Here is a 16,144-nt window from a genome sequence, read left to right as displayed (position 1 = left end):
GAACTAGATGTCACGTATTACAAAGGCTGAAATGTCTAGATTACTATCAGTATATTTTATTATGGGAAGTAACAATTGTGCGAAGGAGCCACTACAAGTATTGAGAGATGCACTTGAAGGCGGTATAACAATTTTTCAATTCCGTGAAAAGGGGGAAGACGCTTTAACGGGCGAGAAACGTATTTGTTTTGCAAAAGAACTACAAGCAATTTGTAAGGAGTACGGTGTACCATTCATCGTAAATGATGATGTGGAACTAGCTCTCGAGTTAGATGCAGATGGCGTGCATGTTGGCCAAGATGATGAAGGAATTACTTCTGTTCGTGAAAAAATGGGAGATAAAATTGTTGGTGTATCTACCCATACAATTGAAGAAGCACGCTGGGCAATTAAAAACGGAGCTGATTATTTAGGTGTTGGGCCTATTTTCCCAACGAGTACGAAAAAAGATACGAAAGCTGTGCAAGGAACGAAAGGTTTAGCTCATTTTAGAGAACAAGAAATTACAATACCAATCGTTGGGATTGGTGGCATTACAATTGAAAATACCGCTGGGGTTATAGAAGCCGGTGCGGACGGTGTTTCTGTTATTTCCGCGATTAGTTTAGCTGAATCTCCGTATGAAAGTACGAAGAAGCTAGTAGATGAAGTAAATAGGAGTTTGTAGGAAAAGGGAACTTCACAAAAATAGTAAAGAACATAATGGATGGTTAAAAATATTTAAACAAACGTTTGATTAAAAAAGCACAAACCCTTTAAAATTGTAGGTTTGTGCTTTTTCTTTAAAACATAATTGATATTAAAAGCATTCCAATTCCGATAGAAGTGAATGTTGCGATTAGGCCTGGAATCATAAAGCTATGATTTAAAACATATTTACCAATACCTGTTGTACCAGTGCGATCAAAGTTAATGGCAGCAACGATTGTTCCATAGTTTGGAATAAAGAAGTATCCATTTACTGCAGGGAACATCGCGATTAGTAGTGCTGGTGGAATACCGAGTGATAATCCTAGAGGCATTAAAGCACGTACTGTTGCTGCTTGGCTATATAGTAAAATAGATAGAATGAATAATGCGATGGCAAATAGCCATGGTGCACTTGTTACTAGGTGTTGAATTGATCCTTGAATCATATTTAAGTTTCCGTTAAAGAAAGTATCTCCCATCCAAGCGATACCGAAAATAGCAACAACTGCTGTTGCCCCCGCTTTAAAGACGTTACCAGACACGATGCTTTCTACATTTGGTTTGCAGAAAATAATAATAAGAGCTGCGATAGTTAACATAACCATTTCAATTGTGTTTGGCATGGAAAGACGAACTAACTTCCCGTCAACCATCCATCCTGGCCGAAGTGCTTCAAATGAACCGAGAAGGACGACAAGGAAAGTTCCTACTAAGAAAAGGATAACGGATAGTTTAGCGCCCTTTAAACCAACAAATTCTTTCTTCTCTTCAATTTTAGGAATCATTCCTTCTTTTAAACGTTTCAAGTATTCAGGGTCTTCATTTAATTCTTTCCCCATTTTGCTAGCAACAAATGCAGCTACCATACAAGCGATGAAGGTAGAAGGAATACTTACTTTTAAAATATCTAATAAGGTGATTTTATAGTCAGCTAGCATTGCTAAAAGTGCAACTGTTGCAGCTGATATAGGACTAGCTGTAATTGCTTGTTGGGAAGCGATTACGGCAATTGACATTGGTCGTTCCGGTCTAATCCCAGATTCGCGAGAGACTTCTGCGATAACAGGAAGTACAGAATAAGCAACGTGACCAGTTCCTGCGCACAGTGTAAATAAATAAGTAACAATTGGAGCAAAGAATGTAATGCGCTTTGGATTTTTTCGTAATGCTTTCTCAGCCAGATGAACAAGGTAGTCCATTCCTCCAGCGGCTTGCAGTGCACCGGCAGCTGTAATTACTGCTAAAATCATAAGCATTACATCAATAGGAGGAGCTGTAGGTTGTAAGTGAAAGACGAAAACAAGTATTGCCATACCAACGCCACCCATTACTCCTAGACCAACTCCGCCTAAGCGTGCGCCAATAAAAATGCAGAGTAGTAACGTAAGAAATTGTAGCCAAAACATGATAAACTACCTCCGAAATTCATTAGTTAAGATATATTAGAATAATTTAATTTGAATGAAAATTAAAATAAATACTCAAAATAATCCTTGTGTTAAATACATTTTTTATTATATAACACAAGAAATATAACATTCACGTACTTTGTTAAATTATTTCGAAAAAATAATCCATTGAAACTTTACATTTGCATCTCTAAATAGGTAGACATTTTAATTCTTATGTTGTAATCTTTGATAGAGAATAATTTAATTCTCATAGAACTCCCATATCGTTCAACTCGTTCAGCGAGAAAGGCAAACTGATGGAAACATTAGGACGCAAAACTAAAGGAGCTAAGGCCGAAAGGCTATGCTAGCCAGTTACCGGACGGATAGGGTTGGTCTTGACCAATGCTCTTTTCATTGGTCTTTTTTTTATTTATAAACAAATGAGAACTTTTATCGATTGTTAATGAGGTTTATATTTTAATAGTTTTACTTTATATTAAGTTAATTAAGAAAGGTGATGTTAATGAAAAAATATTGGCACAGGTTATCATTTCTTCAAAAAAATGTATTGTTAACTGTGTTAGTTATTTTAACGCTTGTTGGTACTATGGGAGCATTAAGTTTTAACATGTTTCAAAATAGCATGATGTCTATATTTGAAAGGCACTCTTTTGAAACAGGAGATACGGTATTACATAAATTAGATGAAGAAATATTAAGAGATGTTGCAAAAGACCCAACGGCAGAAAGAGAAAAGAGAGAGAAGTTAACAGAGAAATTAGATGAATCAACGGAAGAATTGAACAGTGTTGGACAAACGTATATTGTTGGAGCGAAAAAAAATGAAAAAGGTGAGCTGCAAATCATTGATTTGTCTACAGGTTTAGCAAATGTTGTTGAAGTAAGGCCGGGAGAATATTATAAACAACCAGATCTTTGGATGAAAGCATATGATAAAGTAATGAGCACGAAAAAAGCAAACATGACAGAAATATATGAAGACGCATTAGGAACATGGGTAACGATATTAGAGCCAATTAAAGATGGAGAAGGTAACATTGTGGCACTAGTTGCAGCAGATGTAGATGCCTCTATTGTTCCTAGTACAAAGGAAAAGTTCATTATACAAGGTTTAATGTTTATTTGTATTTCTGTTTTAATTGCAACTGTTGTTCAATTCTTAATTGTACGTAACGCGCTTGCTCCATTGCGGGATTTACGTGAAGGATTGCGCAGAGTTGGTAAAGGTGATTTAAGTATTAAATTAGAGGAAAGACCAGATGATATTGGTATTATTAATGCGTATTTTAATAATACCATCGAGAAGTTTAAAGGAATTATAGATAAAGTGAAACAGACAGCAGAACAGGTTTCCTCATCTTCACAAGAATTGTCAGTGAGTACGAAAGAGAATAGCATGGCAGTCCAAGGAATCGTAAGTTCTATAGTTGAGTTAAGGGCTGGCGTTCAATCACAAGAAACTTCAGTACCAAAATATTTAAGTATTGTATATGAAATGGAAGATAGGATGGAAGAGATAACTAATATTGCAAAACAAATGGCGAAAGAGTCTGAAGGTACGAAGCATCATTCAGTAAAAGGAAATGGTGTTATTGAACAGGCGATTAATCAGATGAACATAATACAAAATGCAGTACAAGATTTATCTTCTATCATTCATTCTTTGGAAACAAGATCAAAAGAAATTAGTGATATTGTAAACGTAATTACAGGTATTTCAAATCAAACGAATTCGCTAGCTTTCAATGCTTCTATTGAAGCTTCACGTGCTGAGGCAACCGGAAAGGGATTTGCCGTTGTTGCTGATGAAGTGCGTAAATTAGCAGAGCAGACGGAAGCATCAGCAAAAGATATAGCGAAATTAATAGGGGAAACACAAGTTGAAACGGAAGAAGCTGTTGTTTCAATACAAAAAGCTTCAAAAGAAGTAGAATCCGGAATTAAACTTTTTCAAAGTAGTGGTGCTTTCTTTGAAAAAATTTCAAAATCAGCACAATCTGTTACAAATCAAGTTAGAGTTGTTTCTAGCAATTCAAGTGATATATTGCAAAATAGCCAAAATATTGTTCGTGTTGTAAATGAACTATCACTTATTGCAAATACGTATGCAAATAGTAGTAATAATATTGAAGAAAGTATGAAAGAGCAGGAAATGTCTGTACAAGATATTGCTGAATTAGCTAGTTCTTTAAGCTGGCTTTCACAGGAGTTACAAGAGTTAATAGGGGAATTCAAAAGTTAAATGAAATGATTATACGTGCTTTTGTTTGTTCAATAAAATAAATCATGCTACAATGAAAACGAATTAAGGACCGGGGAGCCAATTGGCTGAGAGGATGTAAACAAACATCGACCCTCAACCTGATCTGGATAATGCCAGCGTAGGGAGTTACTTAAAGTGATGTAGCATATGTTATTCTATAATAACTTGCATACAAGGCTTTCCTACGCAGTAGGAAAGCCTTTTCTTGTTTTAACATTTCATTTTATAAGGGGGATTTTACTATGTCACAACAAGTTACGATTTCATTTTCAGTAGTACCACAAGCGAAGAACAAAGATGTGTATTCTGTTGTCGATAAAGCAATTGAAGTTGTACAACAATCGGGAGTTCGTTATGAAGTAGGGGCAATGGAAACAACGCTGGAAGGAGAATTAGATGTACTTCTTGATATCATTAAACGTGCGCAACAAGCTTGTGTGGATGCTGGAGCAGAAGAAGTGATTACTTCTATTAAAATCCATTATCGTCCAAGCACTGGTGTAACGATAGATGAAAAGGTTTGGAAGTACCGTGATGAATATGCAAAACCAGAAGCAATCTAAAATAATTACAACAATTTGGCTTATCCTTCTCATAGCGATATGGGAAGGATCTGTTTCATTATTTAAAATTGAACCGTGGATTTTACCGAAGCCTTCTGCCATTGTTCAAGAATTAATTGGAATGAAAGATTTACTATTACCGAATACGATGCAAACGTTACAAGAGGTTCTAATCGGACTGTTTTTTGCGATTTTAATTGGGACAAGTATTGCAATTATTATGGATGTTATCCCCTTATTTCGTATTTTAATAAATCCGTTGCTTGTTATTTCACAAACGATTCCAATCGTTGTACTTGCACCGTTATTTATTATTTGGTTTGGATATGGAATGCTACCGAAAGTAATGGTAGTAATACTTGTTTGTTTCTTCCCAATTGCGCTTAGCATTTTAGAAGGTTTTCAAACGGTAGATAAAAATATGTTGAAGTTGTTGCAAACGATGAAGGCAACGAAATGGCAAGTTTACCAGAAAGTAAAGTTTCCAGCAGTGCTGCCATACTTTTTCTCAGGTTTAAAAATTGCAGTTACATATAGCGTAATGGGAGCAATTATTGGGGAATGGCTCGGTGCAAGCGAAGGATTAGGAGTTATGCTTACAAGGGCTACAAAATCCTTTTTAACAGCCCGAGTATTTGGTGTGGCAGCAATTATTGTTATGGTGACATTATGTCTGTATTTTATCGTGGAGTTTATGGCAAGAATAACAGCACCATGGATATATAGAAAGGACGGCAGAAAATGAAAAAAGGTTTAAAAGTTATGTTGGCTGCCTTATTAGCAGTAGGTGTGGCTGGATGTAATCCGGCGAAGAAAGAAGAAAGTGCAAGTAAAGATCAAAAAGTAAAAGTAGTATTAGATTGGTTTCCGAATACGAATCATACTGGCCTATATGTAGCGCAAGCGAAAGATTATTATAAAAAGCAAGGCCTCGATGTAGAAATTATTCAGCCTGGTGATAATGTGACAGCGGAGCAAATGATAGCTTCTGGAAAAGCCGACTTCGCAATAAGCGCACAAGAAAATGTAACGTTGGCTCGTGTGGAAGGTATTCCTGTTGTATCTGTAGGAGCAATCATCCAACATAACACTTCAGCTTTTGCATCACTTAAAAAAGATAATATGACGTCACCAAAAGATTTTGAAGGTAAACGTTACGGTGGCTGGGGAGGACCAGCAGAAGAAGCAACGCTGAAGACAATCATGGAGAAGCATCAAGCTGATTTTAATAAAGTTGAAAAAATCATCTTAGGACAAACAGATTTCTTTAAATCAATCGGTCGTGATGCAGACTTTGAATGGATATATTACGGATGGGATGGAATTGAAGCGAAGCGCCAAGGAAAAGAGTTAAATACGATTATGGTGAAAGACTTAGACCCAGCGCTTGATTTCTATAGCCCTGTTATTATTACGAGTGAAAAACATACGAAGCAAGATAAAGACTTTGTGAAAAAGTTTATGAGTGCAACGACAGAAGGTTATAATTTTGCAATTAAAGAACCGAAAGAAGCTGCTGATATTTTAATTAAAGCAGTTCCAGATGTGAATAAAGAATTAGTACAAGAAAGTCAAAAATGGTTAAGTACGAAGTATCAAGATGATGCAAAAGCGTGGGGAGTACAGAAGGAAGAAGTTTGGACGAATTACATGAATTTCTTATATGATAACAAAGTTATTAAGAAGAAAATTGATGTGAAAGATGCCTTTACAAATGAGTTCCTTCCAAGTGAAAAATGAGTGGATTACAAATAAAAGAGATTGTAAAAGCTTTTGATGGAAAGAATGTATTGGCAAATATTAGTGCTTCTATACGAGAGGGAGAGTTCGTTTCCTTTGTAGGACCGAGTGGTTGCGGGAAAAGCACATTATTAAATATGATTGCAAATGTTGAAAGCCCAACAAGTGGGAATGTAACGTATAAGGATAGGCACGTACAAGAGCAAGATGTTGTAAGTTATATGCCGCAACAAGATTTATTATTACCTTGGCGATCAGCTTTGCAAAATATAGTTCTTCCATTGGAAATCGAAGGGAAACCGAAAAAACAAAGGCTGACAGAGGGAATGGAAGCATTAAAGCAATTTGAACTAGATGAATATGCAGACCATTATCCAGATGAATTGTCTGGTGGTATGCGTCAAAGAATTAGTTTTTTGCGCACATATTTATGTGAAAAGCCAATTATGCTACTTGATGAGCCTTTTGGAAAATTAGATGCCTTTACAAAAATGGAAGTACATAGCTGGCTTTTAAACTCTTGGCACCAAGAGAAGCAAACAATCGTTATGGTTACACACGACCTAGATGAGGCAATCTTGCTTTCAGATCGCGTATTTATTTTATCTCAAAGACCAGCCTCAATAGTTGGTGAGGTACAAGTGAAATTACCTAGACCGAGAACGATGGATATGTTAACATCACTTGAGTTAAAGAAGGATAAGGAAGAAATTCTGAGAGTATTAGCTCCTTATATGAAAAAATAGAAAAAGTATTTTAACAGTTTTTGGTATAATTACTGTTAAGAGGCTTTTTTATATAGGGGGAGAAAGATGAAATCTATAGAGAAAATAGTTGATTCATTAACGCCGGACAATCTTGAAGAAGGAAAGTCCTTATTAAAAAATCATATTTTATTAATGAAGTATGGTATGGAACATCATGAATTAAAAGAAGAAGAGATGTCAGAAGTTTTAAAGTGGGTTCAAGGCCGGAATCAATTGAGAGAAGATGTTCCAGAATTACGCGATTTACATTTAATTAAAAAGTTTCAAGTGGTATTAGATGAATTTATTCATTCTATAATTTCAAATGGTTATGTGGAAGATGCGGTAGAAGTTTTAGAGAGTGTATTAAAAAGTATGGGAGCAGTCGCTCATATTGTAAAAATTATGTTTGTTGGCAAAAGAAAAGTTAATAGAAATTCTTTAGAAATGGTAGAAGAGTTAAAACGAGAGTGCTACAACTTAATGGAACAGCGTGCTGCTGTCGGGTTGCATGCTCAAATCTTTCATGTTTTAGGTTTTGTTCATTCCATTCAGTTTGATTTAGAAGAAAGGTCGCAGGAACATGGACGAACTGTAATAGGCCTTTTAACGGATTTTAAGACGAAGGAATTGAAATCTGTACAACAATTTCAAAACGAAGAACATATTCCAGAAGTGAAAAATATGGTTAGTAAAGAGTATGGGGTAGAACTACAAAGAAGAATTTATATTTGGAAATCGTTAACGCTCATCTTTACAAGTCCATATGCATTAGAAAAGATGTATAAAGAAATTTACGCAGAAAATGAAAAAGCGGAGAAGGAACAAAAGAAAAAATAGAGAATAAAATATAACAGAGTAGTTTATACTCTTAATATAACAAATGTTAAAGGAGTGAAAGGATAAAATGACTTTATCAACTGTTCTTCAAATGGTTTTAGCTTGATGCGGGAGAAGTCTGCCCTTTTTTAACGATTAAGCTAAATTGAAGACAGCAGGTAAAGAACCTTAATCCTTTTTTACTATAATATGTAATGGGTAAGGTGTATTCACCTTACCCATTTTTTATATATACAATTAAATAAGGCTTTATACTGTTGCTCTCTCTATTTAGCTTATGAACTATAAGTAGAGGAGAGAAAAAAATGAGTATATTAACAGTAGAAAATGTAAGTCATTCGTATGGTGAGAAAACCATTTTATATAATGCGTGTTTTCGACTATTAAAGGGCGAGCATGTTGGGTTAGTTGGGAAAAATGGAATTGGAAAATCAACATTGTTAAGGATTTTAACAGGAGAACTTATACATGATGACGGAAACATTGAATGGTTTCCACATGTGAAGGTAGGTTTTTTACAGCAGCATATGGATTTACAAGAAGGAATAACAATTGAGGGATACTTACAAAGTGCATTTTCTAATTTGTATGCGGTTGAATGTGAAATGTTAAAAATTGCTGAAGAAATGAATGGAGCAGGAGAAATAGAAAAGTTGTTAGTAAAGTATGGAGAATTACAAACTATATTGGAAAGTTCTAATTTCTATCAAATTCATACAGAAATTGAGGAAGTAGCAATCGGTTTAGGTTTATTTGAAATGGGGCTTAAAAAGGATGTTTCAAAGTTAAGTGGAGGACAGCGAACAAAGTTATTACTTGGGAAGCTCCTTTTAGAAAAAGCTGATGTTTTATTGCTAGATGAGCCAACAAACTATTTAGATACAGCCCATATAGAATGGTTGCAATCGTATTTGAGACTGTATGAAAAAGCTTATGTAATCATTTCACATGACGAAGCATTTTTGAACAATATTACGAATGTTATTTATCATCTAGAAGAACGGAAAGTGAAGCGGTACGTAGGAAATTATGAAAAATTTGTGCAAAGTTATCAATTGCAAAGGAAACAATTACAATCGGCGCATGCGAAACAACAAAAAGAAATCTCTCAGTTAGAAACATTTATTCAAAAAAATAAAATTCGAAAAGCGAAACAGGCTAAAAGTCGAGAGAAAGTATTGGAGAAAATGCAAAGGATTGAAAAGGTTAATCATGTACCTCGATCCCGTTTTGATTTCAATGTTTATGAGGAGCCAGTTAGTCGCATATTACAGGCTGAAAAACTAAGGATAGGATATAGTTCTCCGTTATGTCCAGAATTGAATTTGCAAGTAAAAAAAGGAGAAAAGATAGCGATTGTTGGTCATAATGGGATTGGAAAAACGACAATGTTAAAAACGTTATTAGGTCAAATAAAGCCGCTAAGCGGTTCAATTTCTGTTGGAGAACGAGTAAATCCTGCTTATTTTGCGCAGGAGGAGTTTGCTTCAGAAACAACACCATTAGAAAAAGTTTGGGCAGAACGACCAGATATGACAAAGAAAGAAGTACGCCAAGTATTAGCAAAGTGTGGATTGAAAGAAGAACATGTATTAAAACCTATTCGTTTATTAAGCGGCGGGGAACAAACGAAAGTACGTTTATGTGAACTTATCGTAACGAAAAGCAATGTTTTAATTTTAGATGAACCGACTAATCATTTGGATATAGAAACAAAGAAGTCTTTGCAGGAAGCGTTACAACAATATAAAGGAACAGTTTTACTTGTCTCACATGAGCCTTCTTTCTATGAAGCATGGATAACAAAAGTATGGAATATAGAAGAATGGGACGCTGAACGATATGAATAAAGAAAAGGCATTAGCTTGTATAAGCTAATGCCTTTTCTTTGTGATTAACATGATTTTCGAGAACTCTTACATGAGAATTGTATGAAGAAGCACTCTTATGGTGCGCTTATAAGCGTGCTTTTTCTTATGTTATGTTTATATTTAGATGCCTTTCCCTAACAGGCGACTATCTTTCTTTATATATATAGATAGTTTGAAATGGAATGAAAATAATTCCTATATGTAAAGAATAATGTGATTAGTATAGGAAGACAATAGAACTTAAAGGAAATTCATGTAAAATTCAGATAAACTTCACATGAACTTCATATTAGAAACTAAATATGATTATAATAGGTTATTATAATATCAATTTGTGATTTTTCATAAAATTAAAAGTTTGAATTTAGGATAGAGCACTCAAACCTAAATTCAAACTTTAGTGAAATAATTAATGGAGGTTACGTTTAGTTTTCGCTAATAGATGCATTTAAAAGTTCGGCAGGATTGCCTGTTCCTGCCCCTCCGATTGTAATCGATCCACCAGGAGGAATTTCACCATTCCATCCTGCATTCGTAATTACGTAATGATTATTTGTTTTACTACTAATTTTAGAATCCCAAACTTGTGTTAAATTGCCGTTATAATCAAATTCTAATTTCCAGTTTTTAATAGAGGTCGTTCCACTATTTTTAATTACAATCGAGAAGTTGTAACCACTTCCCCAATTTGAAGTGACTGAAAAGGTAGCATTCCCATTTCCACCAGGAGGTGTTGTGTTAGTATCGTCTGTTTTTACAATAATAGAAGTAGGCTGTGATTTATTCCCAGCAGCATCCTTTGCTATTACTGAAAATGTGTATTCTGTATTAGATTTTAAATTTTTAATTGTAATGCTATTTGTTGTTGTACTCCATTTCTCTTCTCCGGCAGTAATTTCATATTCCGTAACTCCTACGTTATCAGTAGATGTAGTCCAGTTTAATTGAACGGAGTTTGAATTTTTATTTGTAACAGCAATATTTTTTACGTTTGTTGGTGGTTCAGTATCTTTTTGAGTAATAGGTCCACCAAGTAATTCTTTTACTAGCGTATCAAGTAATTTTGGCCCACTACAACTATATTTTGGACTTGTACGGCAATCCCCGCTTAGTTCCCAAAACATTGCGCCACTTAAACCCTTTGTCTTTATATAGTCTGTTTTATATTTCATAGATTCGTTGTCATCATAGCTAATAAACGTGCCTGTAGTCGCATTATATAAATAAGGTACTTTCGCTACATCGTTCCAGTGGCGAACAAAACCATTTTTATTAACATAATTAGCTGCTAAATCACCGTAATCGTACACACCTGTGTCACCGGTAGAGTAATCATCCCAAGTACCTTTAGAAGCTAGCTTTCCATCACTACCTGGTTTACAAGGTTGGTATTGCCCGTTATTTTCTTTTCCGCAATTTTTCCATCCACGTCCGTAAAAAGGTACACCTAATACGAGTTTATCCGCTGGAACCCCTTCATTTGTATAAATGTCTATTGCACCATCTACGTAAAATTTCGTATCTGCTGCTGGGTCATTTGGATCTTTGTATAGAGCTGCATTATGGTTAGAAGTAGCTTCCCATCCACCGTGGAAATCATATGTCATAATATTAATCCAATCCAGTATTTGAGAGATTTTCTTTAGCTCTGTATGATCAGCATAACGTTGGCTTGCACCTGATGCGATTGTTAGTAAGTATTGTTTACCATCTTCTGCACCAGCTTTCGTTAATGCATTTCGAACATCTTGAAGGAGTAGGGTGAAGTTTTGCTTATCTTCAGGACGATAACTACCACCAGGAATCGTTTCTACACCCGGATATTCCCAGTCTAAATCAACGCCGTCAAATCCATATTCGCGAAGAAAAGCTACTGTAGATTCAGCGAATACTTTTCTTGTTTTTTCATCAGCGGCCATATCAGAAAAACGGTTAGACCAAGTCCAGCCACCAACGGAAATAATTGTTTTTAAGTGAGGAAACTTAGCTTTTAATCGTTTCAGTTCTCCGAAATTTCCACAGCGGGCGTATTTATCACAATCTTCCCAAGTTGTACCTGATCCCGGATAAGATTTTGTGACATCAGCCCATGGTTCACCGAGTACGAGAGTACCATTAGGGACCTCTTTATTTTGCAGTGGTACACCAGACTCTTTACAGTTCCACGTTTGTTTATTCGGATTATCAGGGTGAGTAGAAGGGTTTCCATGTTTTCCATTCCAGCAAATATCAGCGAAAGCATAGTTTAAATGAGTTAGCTTGGATGCATCAATGTCTGCAACTTGATAATTGCGTCCGTAAATACCCCATGAAGGAAAATACCCAACAATTTTTTGACCTTGCTTTGGTGAATTTGCTAATGCAACATTTGGAGTAATAAAGTTTGTGAGAAAAAGAGGTAAGAAGAGTAGTAGAGATAGTAATAGCAATGTGAATTTTTTGGAGCTCATAGTCATTTCTCCTTTCAAAATAAAAGATATATTTAAAGGCGTACGCCAGTAAACCAAAGTGAATCTAGACGTATGAAACGTCTAGATAAAAATGATCAGACATCACGAAGTCTATACAAGGGAGCTGGGGGTGATTAAATCGTAGCAAATGTAAGATTTAGTGTAAACGCTTTATTTGATTCGGAAAGATTTTCTCAATATGAAATGGCTCTAACACAGACTACACATGAAAATAAAATATTGATTAGGGAGGAAAAGGCTCCTTGTAATTAAATTTGAGAAAAAATTGTATACAGTCAATTTGTAATAGCGTAGCAAGATGAGAAAATATCATGTAAAATAATAGTAAAAATATGTAAAGGAGCGAATGGTGTGGATGTCTTTTTGAACATTGCTGAAGAAAAAATTCGACAAGCAATACGGAATGGAGACCTTGATCATATTCCGGGAAAAGGAAAACCACTACAATTAGAAGACCTTTCAATGGTACCTCCAGAACTTAGAATGAGTTATAAAATCTTAAAAAATGCGGGTATGATTCCACCAGAAATGGAACTACAAAAAGATATATTAAAAATAGAAGACTTAATTGCATGCTGTTATGATGAAGTAGAGAGAAAAGAACTACAAGAAGAGTTAACAGCAAAAACGCTGCGTTTTCAGCAGGTAATGGAAAAGAGAAAGATTAAAGATAGTTCAGCTTTTCGTATGTATCAGGGTAAAGTATTTCGTAAATTACGCTAAGAGGGATAAGATGAATACATTTGAAACGATAGAAGAATTAGCGACATATATTGAAGGACAACAATTAGTACTGCTGTTTATTAAAACGGAAAATTGTGGTGTTTGTGATGTTATGTTAAGAAAAGTAAATTGCGTATTAGAGAATTATGATTACGTAGAGAAAGTAGAAATATTACTACAAGACATGCAAGAGATCGCAGGGCGATATGCAGTATTTACAGGACCAACAGTTTTATTATTTTATAATGGAAAAGAAATTCTTCGTGAATCGCGCTTCATTTCACTTGAAAATCTAGAAAGAACCATTCAATTATTCAAAGATTAAGGGAGGCTTTTATATGGAATTTATTATTGTCATATTATTATTTGTTGTAGTTGGAACGATCGTAACAGCAGTTCGATCAAACAAAAAGAAGGTAAATCTTACAAAACAAAATAACATTCATAATTCATCCAACAGCTCATCACCATTATTTTTCTTTGCTGGATCGGATAATGATGGCTCGCACGATGGAGGTTCACATGATTGCGGAGGTTCTTTTGGTGGAGATAGTGGAGGTAGCTGCGGTGGTGGAGGCGGCGGTGATTGATGAGAATACGCCCTATAGGGGGGCGTATTTCTTTTTAAACAAACGTTTGATTAGTTGGCTTACATATGCATAACAACAGTTAAACAAACGTTTGATTAATATTTTTAATGTAATAAGGGGAAAGTAATGTTATTTTTATTAGCTGCGGGAGGCGTATTTCTTGTTAAATTAGGATTTAAAATTGGAATAATACATATGATTCGAACGTGGTTTGAAAGTACGTTTTCTTAAATAAGGAATATAGCCTCTTGCGATAGAGGTTTTTTATTTGTTATTATTAGACTGAACGGTCGGTTTAAAGAGGTGTAAATATGAGAAGAAGTACAGAAGAGATAAAGAAAGAAATTGCTTATAAAGCAGAAAGTCTGTTTTCACAGAAGGGTTATGCAGCTACATCTATGGAAGAGATTTGTGAAATTACAGAGCGAAGTAAAGGAAGCATTTATTATCACTTTAAAAGTAAAGAAGAATTATTTTTATTTGTAGTAAAACAGCATACGTATGATTGGCTTGAAAAATGGAATGAAAAAGAGAAGTTGTATAGTACGAGTACTGCAAAACTATATGGTCTCGCGGAATATTATGTAGAGGACATACAGCAACCCATTTCAAATGCAATAGAGGAATTCTCTATGAGCCAAGTTGTAAGTAAAGAAATTCTGGATGAACTGTTAGCTTTAACTAGAGAATCATATGTTACGGTTGAGAAATTAGTTGAAGCAGGTATACAGTCTGGAGAGTTTCGAGAAGATGATACGCGTGATCTTATGTATATTGTGAATGGATTATTATCGGGGCTTGGAGTACTTTACTACGAGTTAGATTATAAAGAGCTGAAACGTATTTATAAAAAGGCAATAGATGTATTGTTAAAAGGAATGGCAGCTGAATAATAGGTCAGTTGCTTTTCTTACAAAAAAATAGACCGAACGGTCGGTTTATGAAAGAGGAATGAAAATGAACGCTTTATTTAAAAACCGAGCATTTATGCTCGTTATGGCATCTGATATTTTACAACAATTTGCAATTTGGATTAGAAATATGGCTCTTTTATATTTCATAATGGAGCGAACGAATAATGATCCAGTTTCAGTTTCTTTGTTATCGGTTATGGAATATGCACCTATTTTTATTTTCTCGTTTATCGGTGGGGCGCTAGCTGATCGCTGGAATCCGAAAAGAACGATGGTTGCTGGAGATGTATTAAGTGTACTGTCTATTGTAGGAATTGTCTTGTTGTTAAAGCTGGATTATTGGCAGGCTATATTTTTTGCAACACTCATTTCCGCGATTGTAGGTCAGTTTTCTCAGCCATCATCTTCGCGTATATTTAAACGCTATGTAAAAGAAGAACAGGTAGCAAATGCGATTGCATTTAATCAAACATTACAGTCATTATTTATGATTTTTGGACCAGTGGTAGGATCGCTTGTGTATACACAACTTGGTTTATTTACGTCACTATATAGCTTAATCATTTTATTTTTGTTATCTGCTATAGCCCTTTCATTTTTACCAAAATGGGTGGAACAAGAGCAAGTGGCGAGAGGTTCATTAAAAAATGATATAAAAGAAGGATGGAAATACGTTCTTCATACGAAAAATTTACGTATGATTACGATTACTTTCACCGTTATGGGCTTAGCTGTTGGACTAACGAATCCATTAGAGGTATTTCTTGTAATAGAGCGCCTTGGAATGGAAAAGGAAGCAGTTCAATATTTAGCCGCAGCTGATGGAATCGGTATGTTAATCGGTGGTATTGTTGCTGCAGTTTTCGCTTCAAAAGTGAACCCGAAAAAGATGTTTGTATTCGGTATGAGCATATTAGCAATGTCATTTTTAGTAGAAGGGCTATCTACATCATTTTGGATTACTAGTTTCATGAGGTTTGGAACAGGTATTTGTTTAGCTTGTGTTAATATAGTCGTCGGTACGCTTATGATTCAACTTGTACCAGAAAATATGATTGGAAGAGTAAATGGAACAATTTTACCACTGTTTATGGGGGCAATGTTAATCGGAACTTCACTAGCTGGAGGATTGAAGGAGATGACCTCACTAGTTACTGTATTTTGTATAGCAATGTCACTTATTTTGTTAGCAATAGGTCCGGTTTTACGTATGCAAATAAAGAAAGAAGATATTGTGAATCGAGAGGAAATGACGAATTGATTAGTTTCGAAATAGCTATTGTAAGGGAGCAGAATTGCTCCCTTTTCTTGCGGCAAT

At 35.1% G+C, this 16,144-nt stretch carries 15 protein-coding genes, 1 pseudogene and 2 riboswitches; of the genes and pseudogenes, 14 read left to right on the top strand and 2 right to left on the bottom strand.

The genetic code is table 11. The annotated features are described in order from the left end of the window. Positions 1-7: 7 nt before the first annotated feature. The gene (gene thiE / locus ILS93_RS25755) at positions 8-667 is read left to right on the top strand and encodes a thiamine phosphate synthase (RefSeq protein ID WP_064477222.1); all 660 of its coding nucleotides are present in this window, start codon (positions 8-10) and stop codon (positions 665-667) included. Between the two features lie 115 nt (positions 668-782). Here the strand turns inward: thiE and ILS93_RS25750 are convergent, their stop codons facing one another. Further along, positions 783-2,096, bottom strand: a complete 1,314-nt coding sequence (locus ILS93_RS25750; protein WP_000498713.1) for an anaerobic C4-dicarboxylate transporter family protein — start codon at positions 2,094-2,096, stop codon at positions 783-785. Positions 2,097-2,379: 283 nt separating this feature from the next. Next, a riboswitch (cyclic di-GMP riboswitch) is annotated at positions 2,380-2,464 on the top strand. Positions 2,465-2,607: 143 nt separating this feature from the next. Between ILS93_RS25750 and ILS93_RS25745 the strand changes: the two genes are divergently transcribed. From ILS93_RS25745 to ILS93_RS25715, 7 genes are all read left to right on the top strand, one after another. Beyond that, positions 2,608-4,347, top strand: coding sequence for a methyl-accepting chemotaxis protein (locus ILS93_RS25745; RefSeq protein ID WP_064477223.1), 1,740 nt, complete (start codon positions 2,608-2,610; stop codon positions 4,345-4,347). 61 nt (positions 4,348-4,408) lie between these two features. Beyond that, a riboswitch (TPP riboswitch) is annotated at positions 4,409-4,510 on the top strand. Between the two features lie 100 nt (positions 4,511-4,610). Continuing rightward, complete coding sequence (locus ILS93_RS25740; protein WP_000082897.1) at positions 4,611-4,931, top strand: MTH1187 family thiamine-binding protein; 321 nt, start codon at positions 4,611-4,613, stop codon at positions 4,929-4,931. After that, on the top strand, positions 4,903-5,676 hold the full coding sequence (locus tag ILS93_RS25735) for an ABC transporter permease (RefSeq protein WP_001057159.1): 774 nt from the start codon (positions 4,903-4,905) through the stop codon (positions 5,674-5,676). The genes ILS93_RS25740 and ILS93_RS25735 overlap by 29 nt, the downstream gene beginning before the upstream one ends. Then, positions 5,673-6,671, top strand: coding sequence for an ABC transporter substrate-binding protein (locus ILS93_RS25730; RefSeq protein ID WP_046958852.1), 999 nt, complete (start codon positions 5,673-5,675; stop codon positions 6,669-6,671). The genes ILS93_RS25735 and ILS93_RS25730 overlap by 4 nt, the downstream gene beginning before the upstream one ends. Further along, positions 6,668-7,417, top strand: a complete 750-nt coding sequence (locus ILS93_RS25725; protein WP_000016075.1) for an ABC transporter ATP-binding protein — start codon at positions 6,668-6,670, stop codon at positions 7,415-7,417. The genes ILS93_RS25730 and ILS93_RS25725 overlap by 4 nt, the downstream gene beginning before the upstream one ends. A gap of 66 nt (positions 7,418-7,483) precedes the next feature. Then, the gene (locus ILS93_RS25720) at positions 7,484-8,257 is read left to right on the top strand and encodes a hypothetical protein (protein ID WP_000835390.1); all 774 of its coding nucleotides are present in this window, start codon (positions 7,484-7,486) and stop codon (positions 8,255-8,257) included. A 305-nt stretch (positions 8,258-8,562) separates the two neighbouring features. After that, the gene (locus ILS93_RS25715) at positions 8,563-10,107 is read left to right on the top strand and encodes an ABC-F family ATP-binding cassette domain-containing protein (RefSeq protein ID WP_098110762.1); all 1,545 of its coding nucleotides are present in this window, start codon (positions 8,563-8,565) and stop codon (positions 10,105-10,107) included. A gap of 446 nt (positions 10,108-10,553) precedes the next feature. Here the strand turns inward: ILS93_RS25715 and ILS93_RS25710 are convergent, their stop codons facing one another. Then, a complete protein-coding gene (locus ILS93_RS25710; RefSeq protein WP_088046930.1) occupies positions 10,554-12,578 on the bottom strand; it encodes a glycosyl hydrolase family 18 protein in 2,025 nt (674 codons plus the stop codon). A gap of 372 nt (positions 12,579-12,950) precedes the next feature. Here ILS93_RS25710 and ILS93_RS25705 point away from each other — a divergent pair, with 372 nt between their 5' ends. The 6 genes and pseudogenes from ILS93_RS25705 to ILS93_RS25680 all read left to right on the top strand — a co-directional run bounded on the left by ILS93_RS25705 (position 12,951) and on the right by ILS93_RS25680 (position 16,087). Next, positions 12,951-13,322 (top strand): DnaJ family domain-containing protein, encoded by a 372-nt coding sequence (locus ILS93_RS25705; RefSeq protein WP_002010200.1) that lies wholly within the window; start codon positions 12,951-12,953, stop codon positions 13,320-13,322. A 10-nt stretch (positions 13,323-13,332) separates the two neighbouring features. Further along, positions 13,333-13,647: a thioredoxin family protein gene (locus ILS93_RS25700; RefSeq protein ID WP_064477227.1), complete on the top strand. Its 315-nt coding sequence runs from the start codon at positions 13,333-13,335 to the stop codon at positions 13,645-13,647. A 13-nt stretch (positions 13,648-13,660) separates the two neighbouring features. After that, the gene (locus ILS93_RS25695) at positions 13,661-13,912 is read left to right on the top strand and encodes a hypothetical protein (protein ID WP_064477228.1); all 252 of its coding nucleotides are present in this window, start codon (positions 13,661-13,663) and stop codon (positions 13,910-13,912) included. Positions 13,913-14,023: 111 nt separating this feature from the next. Further along, a pseudogene (locus ILS93_RS25690) lies at positions 14,024-14,143 on the top strand (histidine kinase); the annotation flags it as partial. Positions 14,144-14,223: 80 nt separating this feature from the next. Further along, a complete protein-coding gene (locus ILS93_RS25685; RefSeq protein ID WP_222661590.1) occupies positions 14,224-14,805 on the top strand; it encodes a TetR/AcrR family transcriptional regulator in 582 nt (193 codons plus the stop codon). A 64-nt stretch (positions 14,806-14,869) separates the two neighbouring features. Beyond that, the gene (locus ILS93_RS25680) at positions 14,870-16,087 is read left to right on the top strand and encodes an MFS transporter (RefSeq protein WP_098102458.1); all 1,218 of its coding nucleotides are present in this window, start codon (positions 14,870-14,872) and stop codon (positions 16,085-16,087) included. Positions 16,088-16,144: the final 57 nt, after the last annotated feature.

The sequence above is a fragment of the Bacillus sp. 16GRE42 genome (assembly GCF_019837435.1).
Classification (GTDB): domain Bacteria; phylum Bacillota; class Bacilli; order Bacillales; family Bacillaceae_G; genus Bacillus_A; species Bacillus_A wiedmannii.
Note: the sequence above shows the minus strand (reverse complement) of the source record. Positions and strands in the feature narration are given on the sequence as shown.

Coding starts and splice junctions, on each gene's coding strand:
- thiE (WP_064477222.1), top strand. CDS start 8: ATGTCACGTATTACAAAGGCTGAAATGTCTAGATTACTATCAGTATAT.
- ILS93_RS25750 (WP_000498713.1), bottom strand. CDS start 2,096: ATGTTTTGGCTACAATTTCTTACGTTACTACTCTGCATTTTTATTGGC.
- ILS93_RS25745 (WP_064477223.1), top strand. CDS start 2,608: ATGAAAAAATATTGGCACAGGTTATCATTTCTTCAAAAAAATGTATTG.
- ILS93_RS25740 (WP_000082897.1), top strand. CDS start 4,611: ATGTCACAACAAGTTACGATTTCATTTTCAGTAGTACCACAAGCGAAG.
- ILS93_RS25735 (WP_001057159.1), top strand. CDS start 4,903: ATGAATATGCAAAACCAGAAGCAATCTAAAATAATTACAACAATTTGG.
- ILS93_RS25730 (WP_046958852.1), top strand. CDS start 5,673: ATGAAAAAAGGTTTAAAAGTTATGTTGGCTGCCTTATTAGCAGTAGGT.
- ILS93_RS25725 (WP_000016075.1), top strand. CDS start 6,668: ATGAGTGGATTACAAATAAAAGAGATTGTAAAAGCTTTTGATGGAAAG.
- ILS93_RS25720 (WP_000835390.1), top strand. CDS start 7,484: ATGAAATCTATAGAGAAAATAGTTGATTCATTAACGCCGGACAATCTT.
- ILS93_RS25715 (WP_098110762.1), top strand. CDS start 8,563: ATGAGTATATTAACAGTAGAAAATGTAAGTCATTCGTATGGTGAGAAA.
- ILS93_RS25710 (WP_088046930.1), bottom strand. CDS start 12,578: ATGAGCTCCAAAAAATTCACATTGCTATTACTATCTCTACTACTCTTC.
- ILS93_RS25700 (WP_064477227.1), top strand. CDS start 13,333: ATGAATACATTTGAAACGATAGAAGAATTAGCGACATATATTGAAGGA.
- ILS93_RS25695 (WP_064477228.1), top strand. CDS start 13,661: ATGGAATTTATTATTGTCATATTATTATTTGTTGTAGTTGGAACGATC.
- ILS93_RS25685 (WP_222661590.1), top strand. CDS start 14,224: ATGAGAAGAAGTACAGAAGAGATAAAGAAAGAAATTGCTTATAAAGCA.
- ILS93_RS25680 (WP_098102458.1), top strand. CDS start 14,870: ATGAACGCTTTATTTAAAAACCGAGCATTTATGCTCGTTATGGCATCT.